Genomic DNA, 10,644 nt, shown 5'->3' on the forward strand with positions numbered 1-10,644 from the left:
GCTGATTTTTAAAAAGATTTCAGCTTTGATGCGTTTATTATTAGTGTTTTTATATTCTTTGACCAGCTGCAAGTACTCTTTAAAATCTGTCTTACGCAAGTCAAAGCTGAAGTCGAAATCGTACTTATGAAGCAGGCTATCCCCGACTTTAATGTTTATGTCAATGTTTGGAAGCGTGACGAGATTGCCCGTTTCGTTGTAGTAGGAGTTTTTTAAAAGTTCAATCCAAAGACGTAAGCGGCAGATATTAGCTGAGTTAGGGTTAATATCAACACCAAATAAGGAATTTTCAATAATGGTTTGCTTTTGAATAAAAATTGCCTTTTGTATTCTAGTTGAGTTTATGTTGCCTACATGATAGGTGAAGTTGTTGCCTGAAAAGTTCTGAATAAGTAGTTCATCATTTGCTACATAGCAATGAATGTCATTGAGAATCTTCCCATCAGCGTCGAATAAACAATTTAATTCACTTTTCAAAGCGATAATTTCATTGAGGATTGAAACAAGAAAGTGCCCGGATCCTACCGCTGGATCACAGATTTTTAAGTGATCAATCGCCTGTCCAACTTTGCGAGCAATTTCAATATCACGTATCTTGAATTTTAAGTCTTCAATAGTTTTAGCGTTCCAGCCCAAAGCTTGATTAACCTTGTCCACGGCAGCAGAACGAAGCGCACGGCGGGACATATACATGGTAATCTTTCCAGGTGTGAAGAAAGATCCGTCCGCGTAGCCGTTGATTTTTTCAAAAATCAAGCCGAGAACTGATGCATTGATGAGTTCGTTTTTCGAATTTACTTTATGCGTGACAGTGGTTGAAAAATCATAGGCATTTAGAAATTCAAATAGGTATTGATGAAAGTTCATTTTGCCGGTTCTCCGTTTTCCACTGGGGCTTTTGAGCACTGTCTTTCTGTAAATTTGAATATCTTCTTCACGCAGGCGGTCAATGGTAATTCCTTCTGGCGAACGTTCAAGGTCAGTTTCCTCAAAAAGTGAGCTGTTTAGATAGGGAATGTCTCCAAATTTTGCCTCTAGGCGGGGGTCTCGCTGTTCTTTTCGTTTAGCAAGGATTCCAAAAAATAAGTCGCTTAAGTCACCGTATCCTTGGATTTTTTCATAAGTCATGAATTTGAACTTCTCATCGTTATTGAAAGTGACAAGTTGGGATTCTAAGAGCTTCAAGAACAAAATTCGATTAATCCAAACAACTGCCAGTTGAATGGCATTATCATATTGTTTTTCAACAGGGACATCATTTTGATTGAGCCTTGTTATAATAGCCTCCACCAATGAAGCGTACTCCCGCTTTTCTGGTTTTAACTGTTTAATGACTTTTGAAGTTCCATTTTTGGCTTCTTCTAAACCCATGATGTAAAGGAGCTCGTCATAGAAGGCCTTGTTGAGCTTATTTGAATCAGTGAAAATTTCTTTGTTTAACAAATTCTCAGCCGTAAAGAAACGATAGAGCTGAGTGAGATTCCTCTTTTTGATTTTCATAGGTCTCTTGGAGGCAAGTGCGTCGATAAGGTCAAAGTGAGCGATAGTAATTCCTTTTTCAATGGCTTTATCAATCTCTGGCGCAATGACTTCACTATATAGGAAGTCTGTTTTAGAGCTGGAAAGCTGTCCTTTTTGCCATTTATCGTAAAGGCTGTGGAGCTTGCTATTTTTGTAAAAGTGTTTTTCGAGCTCCTTAGCTTCTATAACAAACCAAGAGAACCCATTCGTGATAATGGCCTTTTTAATTTCTAGATTGCCAGAAAAGCGTTCTCCCATGTAGTAAGCAACTGTCTCACGAAAAGCTTTGGTGTTGATATTCTCACGTGTCATCATTTCGTTTTTGTTGGTTAAACTCTTAACTTCGAGTATAACTCCAAGAGAACTAGTGCTGTCTTGTCCATTGTAGATGGCTAGGTCAATCCGATTACTAGTGTTGATAAAATTCTTTGGAAGAAGCGATTTTAAGAATTGGGAAATCAAGTTTTTTTGGTATTCTTCCGATTCTGTTTGTTTAGTTTGTAGTGTTTCTAGGTAGGAGATTAGTTTATTTTCAAATCCAAACCTTTCATCTTCCTGTGGCATGATGGCTTGAACATTCTTATTCATACTTTGCTTTAGGGAAAGTCTCTTAATCGTCATTAAAAATCCTCCCCGAAACTATGTACAGAACTGAATTCGTTAAAAAAGTCATATGTTTTTTGCATTGTAATATTCATATTTTAATGCTCCTTCTAATCTTATAAGTCGTGTGTATTCCTATTTTGAGGTAAATACGTATTATTAAAAGGGATAGTCGTTAAACAAATCAATCTCTTTCTGTGGGATCGCTAATTTCATTTTTTGAATGTATTCGCGATTAATGATCGAATCTTCTGAAAAGGAATCCTTTAACCATGTTGAATTCCAAACATTGTTATTATTTAACTGAACTTTTTGACATAAAGGATCTGAATAATTTTTTGATTCACCACCAACAAGGCTTAAGCGTTGAAGCCATATCTCAATAAAACCAATGTTAGGAATATCTTCTATTTGATTGATAACATTATCTATGACTACTGTAATTTCATTAGGCTCTTCAATCAATTCCAATAACCTGCCAAGTATTGCAATACCAACTGGTACTGTCCTTGGAGATTGTACAATAATATTAACCACAATACTCATGAGTTGTTGGTAATCTTTAGGCACTTTAGATATAGGCAATAATCGATTAAAAAAAGCAGTTAGTGAGGTAGTTACACTTCCCGAGTTGGGATATTTTTTTGCCAAGTCGTAAATTTGCAATAGATGCTTTTGTAAACCTAAATTATAAATTAACTCTCCGTTAATATCCTTGCTACAAATTGCAGCATTTTTAACAGTCCAAAAGAGCTTATCTTTTTTAACTGCACTTCCAATTATATCAGTAGTTATATCAGTCTTTTTTGAATTAAAGTGCATATTTAAATCTGATAATACATCTGAGAGTTCTCGTAATATTTTTTCCGATAGCTCTTTAGAATTTGAAAATATTCGGTAATCATCTCGATACCGAATAATTTTAAAGTTCTCCTTAATATTTTCCAGTTTCTTTGATAAACAGAAATCAGAATAGCCTAAAATGATTTCAGCAATAAAATCAAAGAGAATACTGCCTTGAGGAATTCCATTTGTTTGACCAAATTGTAAATGTTGGATTGAAGCATCAATCATGTTTCCTATACCTTGGCCAGGACGACGGTGATTTTTACCCCATTGTTTTCCATGAATTGCCCACGAAATAGAGTGTGTATAAATTGATCCATAACAGTTTGTAACATCAGTTTTAATACAATACTTGTATATCAAAGCATATCTAATTGAAGCCTGTTCTAAGTTTTGCCACCAATTCAAGATTGTTTCTGCTTTGTCACTTTTTTTCCCAACTGATTCAACAGGTACACTAATACATTGGATTCGTTCATCATTTTGAAACTCACTAAATCGGTTAATTATGGTTGACCATTGGCTAGTTATTGAATTAACAAGATCAACATAAGGAACTGGGTGAACTATTGATAACGGGCGCCAATCATAGCGACCATCTTTATTCATTAGAAGAGTATAATTTACGTCTGTAGTTTGTGATAGGGCCGTTTTACTGGTAGAAAGCTCTATTAACGTATGACTGTCTAATAAATCATCTGCTTTTTTAATTACAGCAGAGAAGTTAAAATACCTTGGCAGTTGGATATTAACGTAACTAGATGGTTTAAGTAAAAAAGTTTTCGCTTCCCTTGAGCTCATTTTTAAAATTGATTTTCTGGACTTATCAATCAACTTAGCACCTTCTATTAATAATTAATTTCAAAAATAAATTTAGAATTTAGCTTGATATTACCAAAAATGCCACCAATTTTTATGGACTTTGTTTTTAGGTGCATCTTTTTGTATATTACCAGATTGGGGTACGTTTTTTTTTACTTGCTTGTCATTTCTATCCGTATTTTGAATAGAGTTATTTTCAGTTGACAAGTTACTATCAGTTGATTGAATTTTTTGATTGGATCTGGACGTTCCAACAAAGCCACTTAATTTTTGCACATGTTCTTTTAATTGGCGATTTTCTGCAACAATTGCTAATTGTAATTGTTGTTGCTGATCTATCAATTTTGTTAGATGATCTAGTTGGTGGTCTTTACTACTTATTTGTTGGTCTTTGGTAGCAAGCTGTTTGTCACGTTGAGACTTTAAATCTTCTATTTCTCTTCTTAGAGTAACAATTAGCTCATTATTTTCTTTGCTATTTTTTGTCGCTTTTTTGCTACCTGTTTGTTGGCCATTTGCTACCAAAGGCTTTGTTACCTTGTCCCTAATAATCCTTTCAGCTGTAAGGCTAATCATATTTGTACCTTGACTATTTTTTTGTTGGTTCTTTGTTGGTAGTCTTTGGTAGTGATATTGAATAGTTTGTTTAGAGACATTTAATTCGTCAGCAAGTTCTCTAATAGTTTTAGGCATGATTTCCAAACCCCTTTCGGAGTTCAGCAAGCACTTCTTGTCTTGCCTGATCTCTGATTTTTTTATCATGTTCAGCTTGCTTTTCAGCTAAGGTTTGTTTTTCAGTTGTTCCTAAAGGCAATCGTTTAACTTTGTCAGTTGCACGCCATTTTTCTTGTTCTGTTAATTCGCCATTATGCTGGATATTAAAAAGTTTTTGACGCTCATCTTGAAACTTTCCTTGAGAAAAATCATTTGCGTCTTTTCTTTCAGGCTTCCAGGAAAAAGAATAACCGATAACTGGTTTTCCTCGCCCCTTACCATACTTTTTTCTGATAGCTAACCCCCTAAAAAGCGGGGTTAATTCTTCCTTAATTGGCCGAATAACTCTAGATTCGACATTTGCAGGTTTATTCCAATAACTTTTAGGAATATCAAGTAATTCGAAAAAGTCATTCTTAGAAAAATAAGCATATCCAGTAGTTCGAAATTGTTTAAGAAGACGAAACATTGTTTTTGCGTAACTGCTTTTTAAATCTCTGAATTCTGCTAAAGCATAGCGTACCCAACTTTCAAGATTGTTTAAAAGTTTCAATGCCTTAGGATAAATTTGAATATCGACATAAGGAACTTCTGCCGAACCCTTAATTTCAAATTGAGTAAACATAACAAACATTTCTCTATCGAGGCCGTCTTTACTTCGAGAACCAAATCTAAGACCTAATATTTTTTGATATGTACTTTGTATGTCATCAATAAAACGAGTATTTGCAGTTGGTTTATAGGCACTTAATTCTTTTAATTGATCAAAGGTGAATCTAACAGTATTATCTCCTTTATCACGCATTCTGGAAACAATAGAAAAGAACAGATTCATTTCTATAGGAGTAAATCTTCGCAAAGGAATTGTATTCAATTCAGGATCGTATTTAATTAATTCATTACTCATAAAAGTAACCTCCATGATTAATACTACTTTATTTTAATACGGAAGTAAATGAATGTAGTCGATAAACAGACAAAATGTAGTCGATAAACAGACAAAATGTAGTCGATAAACAGACAAAATGTAGTCGATAAACAGACAAAATGTAGTCGATAAACTTTTGTACTCCTTGGGAGAGTAAGCCTCAATAGGGGTCTAAAAGAGGTTTAAAAGAGGTTTATAAAAGAGGTATAAAAGAGGCACCGCTGTACGAGATTAAAATCTAGAAACAAAAAACACAAAGGAGTGAGCCAAAAACCGGCTCACATTAAACTCCAGTCGCTATGCTCCTTGCGCCTCACTCTGTTCGTTGCCTAAAAGATGTGGCAAGCCACATTCAATACGGGCGCTGACGCCCCGTACCCCGTCCAAGCTGAACCAGCTTGACCGCTTTTTCACTCGCCGTTAGGCAGGAAAGCAAAGTTTCTATAAAACTTTGGCTTTCGCCATTTCAGTGTTAAGACTGGTTTAGAGCTGTCAATTCCTTATGCTCCCACGCTACGCTCGTCCGCTACCATTGACAGCAAACAGTTAGTTTTTTTTGAATCTTAACAAGAATCTAACTGCTATATTCGTTTTTAAGGGCCTTATTTCTCGTTTCTAGCGATTTTGAGACTGTTTATATATATTTATACCAAAGCAAAAATAAAAAGCCCTCAGCAGGCTTTTAGAGGGCTAAATAACGAAGCCAGGACGATTAATAATATCTTCTTGTCTTTTTTGCAAAACATAAGTATACAGGGAATCATACAAATTCTTTTTGATCTCGTCAGGTTCATTGACAGAAGCTTCAAACAATTCTTGAATATCAACTTGCCAAGGATCAGCAAGCATTTCATCAATGGTTTTTAATACTTTCTTTTCGTCCATCTTGATTACTCCTAACATCAAAATAATGATTTCAATTTAGATTCACAGATTTTACAGTACCGTTATTCAAAATTTATTACCAAACTTATAAAGATTCTTTGCACAGAACGATTAAAAAAATGGCTTAAAACAGCTTAATCCGCAACAGCTTTTAAGTATTCAAAGCATAACAAACTTAGTTAAGCGTAAGCATAAATTGAATTAAAAATAAATTCAATTCAACAACTGCAAAAATCGATTCTATGGCTATCAGCAGACCGAGTGAAATGAGGTCAATGCGCACTTACACCCTTGACACCTGTCAAGGGTAGATTTAATCCCCATCAAAATGGGGATTATTTGTATTAGAAGGCTAGCGCCAACGATAAAAATCCTAGAGCCAAATCTCAAGATTAATCAATCACATTACGAAGGATCCAATGACTATAAGCAAGCCGAGCACCAGGAGTTATCACCCAGGGGTGATTAATTTCGAAAATTTGAATTTCAGTTGCTAAGTAAAGTGGCGTCTTACCATGATTAAAAGCAAAAACGGGTTGTGGAAAATCAGGCTTACTAGTAACTTGGTGAACACTTTGACGAGAGTTCATCTGCCAACGAATTTTTAAATCTTCACGCGACAATAATTGTGGCAGGTGTGTTTTTTCAATTTGAGCTTGTTGTTGCAATTTTTGTGTAAAGGCTTGTTTAGTCTTGTTTTGATGCCAATCATCAAAAAGATCATACTTGTTGGTTTCAAAATCTAAATCCATAAAGCCGGCCTCCTAACCAAAATCAATTTTATCCAGCATCGTTTCAGTACTAGCCTGGTCTAAGCCTAAATAAGCTAAAGTCATCGCCTCACTGGAATGATTGAGCAAATTCATGACTAAGCCAATATTATAATTTGATTGCGTGTAAACGCGATAAGCACCGGTTTTGCGCATTGTATGGGTCCCTAGATAATTAATGCCTAACAGCTCACCAACCTTACTCATGATTTTGTAGAACTGTTTTTCCGTGATATGGCGCTCGGGGTGTTGAATTGAGGGAAAGAGCCATTCAGAATCCAGCTGATGATTAAGTAGCCATTGACGGTACAATAAGAGCTCTGTTTGAACCGGTTTAAGGTACAAGGTATTCGGTTTACCAGTTTTTAGGTCATGAATAAACGCATTTTGTTTAATAGAACCGTCCGGATTGAAAATATCGGTTTGTTTTAAGCGCATGACATCACTAACTCGTAACAGTGTCGCTTTGCCAACTTGAAAAACTGTATAGTTACGCCGGCCAGCTTTAAAGTTATTGAGTAAAGTATCTTGAACCTCTTTAAGTACATTCGAATCTTTGATGGGTAAGACAACTTGTTGCATAGTTTTAGCTCCTTAAAAAATTGATTTTTAGTACAAATTAAAGTACAATATTAAGTACAATGAAAGGGTGATAAATATGACATTAGCATTAACACAGAGCGATTTTCGCGCTAACTTAAAAAAATATTTAGATCAAGTTAATGACGAAGACGAAACAGTTTATATTGCTCGTTCAAATAGTCGCGCAGTAGCCATCGTTTCACAAGAAAAAATGGACTGGCTAGAAAGAGCATTAAAAGCTAAAGAAGGTTCGTTAGAATATGCAATTGCACGTGATCAGTTAATTAAACGCCATGTTTTACCTGACGATGAAATTGTTGAATCAGATGATGATTATTGGGGTCAGTTTAAATAATGAAAAAACTAAGATTTAAACCACGTGCAACCTTTAATGCTGATCTAAAACGGTTAGCCAGTTTAGACAAATCTATTATTGATGAAGTTCGAGCAGCCATTGACCTGTTGCTTGAGCAACAACAATTACCATCAGAATTTGAAGATCATGAGCTTAATCGGCGAATGAGCGGTTATAATGAATTTCACTTACGAGATACCCCGAAAAACAAAACACCAAGCGAAACTAACGATGTCCTGGTGGTTTATACGATTGATAAAGATGAACTAGTCTTAATTGGCATTCGAGTCGGATCACATGATCGTTTATTTCCTGGTCAAAATCGTGCTAAAAGGTATCGAAAAAATGACGAATAAAAGAAGTTATTTTTATAATATGAAAATAAATAACCCCCAACATCTATAATATAGATGTTGGGGGCTATTTTAACAAGATTTTCGAGGGGCGATTTGATAGTTATAGACCCTGAATACAATATATAGTTTTCTGTACTAGGTTCTCAATGTCCTTTGTGTTTCTGTATTTTTTTTGCCTGGCGCAACTTATATCTTTTTTCTTGATCCAAAATCTTCTTAGTACGTCTATTATGTTGTCGTGTTACTTTTTGATATTCCAACTGTTTTTTGAGTGTTTGCTGTGCTTTAGTCCCGACACCATACTGAATACTCTTTCTAGCTAACCTTTGAAGGCGCTTAGGATTGATTTTTCGTTCAGAAACAGACGAAGCACAAACATTTTGTTGGAAAAAGATAACTTTATTCCAATGATGAAGAACTAGATCATAAATCAAGGCTAATTTAGGTTCTGAAGGGCCTAAGTTAATTTGACCAACTTCATAAATGGACTCAAAACGTCTTTCAAAAATAGCTTTGTAAAACGGTGGTTCATAGATAATTGTTAATGATCCCTTGATAGTAGACATCAAACATCCTCCTTAAAATTAATTAAGAAAGATGGACAACCAAGGAGGCAGGTTACTGATAGCTTCGCTATGTTCGGACTACCAACCGAACTGTGTTTTTACTTTCTATTTCTAGTTTAACTCAAATAACCCATTCAGAATAGGTTGCTTAAAATTCTGAATGGGTTATTTGTTAATTATAGGCCCTTATTTAACACTAAAAATGTGATTATTGCAATTTTTTAGCAAGCTTAAAATAACTTTTCGAGGTATGCTATACATTAAAATTTCGGATACTCTGTTTTTCTTCATCCGTGAGCTGGAACAAAGTCATGACGCACTCATCAATTTGAGTGTTCAGACTAGAAATCAAAGCTTCATCTCTATTTTCTTTTTTCATTTCGTCCATCAGCTGCCGAACGGGTCGTGCTATTTTATTTTGCCAATTTTCACTCGCGTCGGGTACTGGAAACTCTCCTAGTTCATTAACTTTGAATTGCGGAAAAATGCGACGCTGAAATTTATCGAACTTCATCATAAACCAAAGGGTAATTGCTTTTGAGTTTATCACACCAAGCAAGAATAGGGGATTAACTTGGATATTAGAAACAACCATTGAATTTATATCATTTATGAAATATTCGTCAGTGTAAGTGGCTTCTATACTATAAATTTGATTTGCAGGAATCTGGCGAACTAAGATTCTGGGTTTGTCAAATTTTACCGAATATCTTGGCTCAGCAACATTATCTCCATATTTTATCCATTCTCCACTCCAAGAAAGAGCGTATCTACTTACATTTTTTCCTTCGAGATATTTAACGTAGGTATTATCAATCTTTGATTTAGCGTGATATATTCTATCTTGTTTACTTCTTGCCGTCTGTTTTGGTTTTCCTTTTCCGATTTGATAAGCTTTGATTCCAGTAGAAACAGATGCTATTTTTTTTCTGTTTAATTTTGGAAAACTAGTTATTTTCCAAAAGGCTTTAATCGCTGAATCATACTTGACCATTGATAAACTAAACATTGGATTTTTCCCAAAAAAGTTAGATTTTACCTTTCCGAAGGTGGTGAACTCATCATTTTTTAACTCTGAAACTTGAATCCAATTTGGATTACTTTTTTTAAAGAAAATAATACAATTATCAACGTTTGCGTCTGAAAAAATCTTATCAAGTGAGTTAATCAGGATAACATCGCTTGTTTTTTCTACGATAAACTCACGAATTTTAGTATTAGTTTGGATTGTCAAGAAATTGTTTGGAATGATAAAACTAAAGGTTCCACCTTCACGCATGAGCTTGTATGCCAACTCAATAAAAAGTGTATAAGTATTAGCTTGGTATTCACTAACTTTATAGGTATTGAGATAATACTTCTTCATATCATCACTAAATGACTGATTACGTGCAAAGATGTAGGGTGGATTGCCAATCATTAGGTCAAATCCGACAAAATTTCCATCTTCATCCAAGACTTCAGGAAACTCCATGCGCCATTCTAGGCCTTTTGCAAACATTGGATTTTGCATTGATTTATCAAATTCTTTTTGAGCTGCTAAAAACTGCTTATTGATCTCCTCAAAGTGATTTTGCTCATCTTTTGCATCGTTAAACAGGTTAATCTTGGCTGCGTCTTCAAGCTTTTTACTGAGTTTTCTAAGCCGCTTTAGTTCTGGACTGGTAACTGTATCATCAAAAGATGATTTGATTTT

General features: G+C 34.9%; 11 protein-coding genes. 2 read left to right on the forward strand and 9 right to left on the reverse strand.

Translation table 11 applies throughout. From position 1 onward, the window contains the following. The 7 genes from JCM2765_RS14730 to JCM2765_RS14760 form a co-directional block, all read right to left on the reverse strand. Positions 1-2,142, reverse strand: a 2,142-nt coding sequence (locus JCM2765_RS14730; RefSeq protein ID WP_439646180.1) for a type IIG restriction enzyme/methyltransferase, incomplete at its 3' end; no start/stop codon positions are given. Positions 2,143-2,283: 141 nt separating this feature from the next. After that, on the reverse strand, positions 2,284-3,804 hold the full coding sequence (locus JCM2765_RS14735) for an RNA-directed DNA polymerase (RefSeq protein WP_225352119.1): 1,521 nt from the start codon (positions 3,802-3,804) through the stop codon (positions 2,284-2,286). Between the two features lie 57 nt (positions 3,805-3,861). Beyond that, complete coding sequence (locus JCM2765_RS14740) at positions 3,862-4,485, reverse strand: DUF536 domain-containing protein (protein WP_054737371.1); 624 nt, start codon at positions 4,483-4,485, stop codon at positions 3,862-3,864. After that, entirely contained in the window at positions 4,478-5,413 is a 936-nt protein-coding gene (locus JCM2765_RS14745; RefSeq protein WP_054737372.1) for a replication initiation protein, read from the reverse strand. The genes JCM2765_RS14740 and JCM2765_RS14745 overlap by 8 nt, the downstream gene beginning before the upstream one ends. Positions 5,414-6,124: 711 nt before the next feature. After that, complete coding sequence (locus JCM2765_RS14750; RefSeq protein ID WP_054737378.1) at positions 6,125-6,337, reverse strand: hypothetical protein; 213 nt, start codon at positions 6,335-6,337, stop codon at positions 6,125-6,127. Positions 6,338-6,711: 374 nt separating this feature from the next. Continuing rightward, positions 6,712-7,071, reverse strand: a complete 360-nt coding sequence (locus tag JCM2765_RS14755; protein ID WP_054737373.1) for a hypothetical protein — start codon at positions 7,069-7,071, stop codon at positions 6,712-6,714. 12 nt (positions 7,072-7,083) lie between these two features. After that, a complete protein-coding gene (locus JCM2765_RS14760) occupies positions 7,084-7,671 on the reverse strand; it encodes a site-specific integrase (protein WP_054737374.1) in 588 nt (195 codons plus the stop codon). A gap of 76 nt (positions 7,672-7,747) precedes the next feature. Between JCM2765_RS14760 and JCM2765_RS14765 the strand changes: the two genes are divergently transcribed. Together JCM2765_RS14765 and JCM2765_RS14770 are read left to right on the forward strand one after the other, a co-directional pair. Beyond that, on the forward strand, positions 7,748-8,026 hold the full coding sequence (locus tag JCM2765_RS14765; protein WP_003586674.1) for a type II toxin-antitoxin system Phd/YefM family antitoxin: 279 nt from the start codon (positions 7,748-7,750) through the stop codon (positions 8,024-8,026). Continuing rightward, positions 8,026-8,382, forward strand: coding sequence for a type II toxin-antitoxin system YafQ family toxin (locus tag JCM2765_RS14770; RefSeq protein ID WP_054737375.1), 357 nt, complete (start codon positions 8,026-8,028; stop codon positions 8,380-8,382). The genes JCM2765_RS14765 and JCM2765_RS14770 overlap by 1 nt, the downstream gene beginning before the upstream one ends. 143 nt (positions 8,383-8,525) lie before the next feature. On the opposite strand, the gene JCM2765_RS14775 is transcribed toward JCM2765_RS14770, so the two are convergent. Continuing rightward, positions 8,526-8,948: a YjdF family protein gene (locus JCM2765_RS14775; RefSeq protein ID WP_054737376.1), complete on the reverse strand. Its 423-nt coding sequence runs from the start codon at positions 8,946-8,948 to the stop codon at positions 8,526-8,528. Positions 8,949-9,201: 253 nt separating this feature from the next. Next, the coding region (locus JCM2765_RS14780; protein ID WP_156301818.1) for an Eco57I restriction-modification methylase domain-containing protein at positions 9,202-10,644 on the reverse strand (1,443 nt) is incomplete at its 5' end.

The sequence above is a fragment of the Secundilactobacillus similis DSM 23365 = JCM 2765 genome (genome assembly GCF_001311075.1).
Classification (GTDB): domain Bacteria; phylum Bacillota; class Bacilli; order Lactobacillales; family Lactobacillaceae; genus Secundilactobacillus; species Secundilactobacillus similis.

Bases quoted from the DNA above. Each gene is read 5' to 3' on its own strand.
- JCM2765_RS14740 (WP_054737371.1), bottom strand. From the start codon at position 4,485: ATGCCTAAAACTATTAGAGAACTTGCTGACGAATTAAATGTCTCTAAA.
- JCM2765_RS14745 (WP_054737372.1), bottom strand. From the start codon at position 5,413: ATGAGTAATGAATTAATTAAATACGATCCTGAATTGAATACAATTCCT.
- JCM2765_RS14750 (WP_054737378.1), bottom strand. From the start codon at position 6,337: ATGTTAGGAGTAATCAAGATGGACGAAAAGAAAGTATTAAAAACCATT.
- JCM2765_RS14755 (WP_054737373.1), bottom strand. From the start codon at position 7,071: ATGGATTTAGATTTTGAAACCAACAAGTATGATCTTTTTGATGATTGG.
- JCM2765_RS14760 (WP_054737374.1), bottom strand. From the start codon at position 7,671: ATGCAACAAGTTGTCTTACCCATCAAAGATTCGAATGTACTTAAAGAG.
- JCM2765_RS14765 (WP_003586674.1), top strand. From the start codon at position 7,748: ATGACATTAGCATTAACACAGAGCGATTTTCGCGCTAACTTAAAAAAA.
- JCM2765_RS14770 (WP_054737375.1), top strand. From the start codon at position 8,026: ATGAAAAAACTAAGATTTAAACCACGTGCAACCTTTAATGCTGATCTA.
- JCM2765_RS14775 (WP_054737376.1), bottom strand. From the start codon at position 8,948: ATGTCTACTATCAAGGGATCATTAACAATTATCTATGAACCACCGTTT.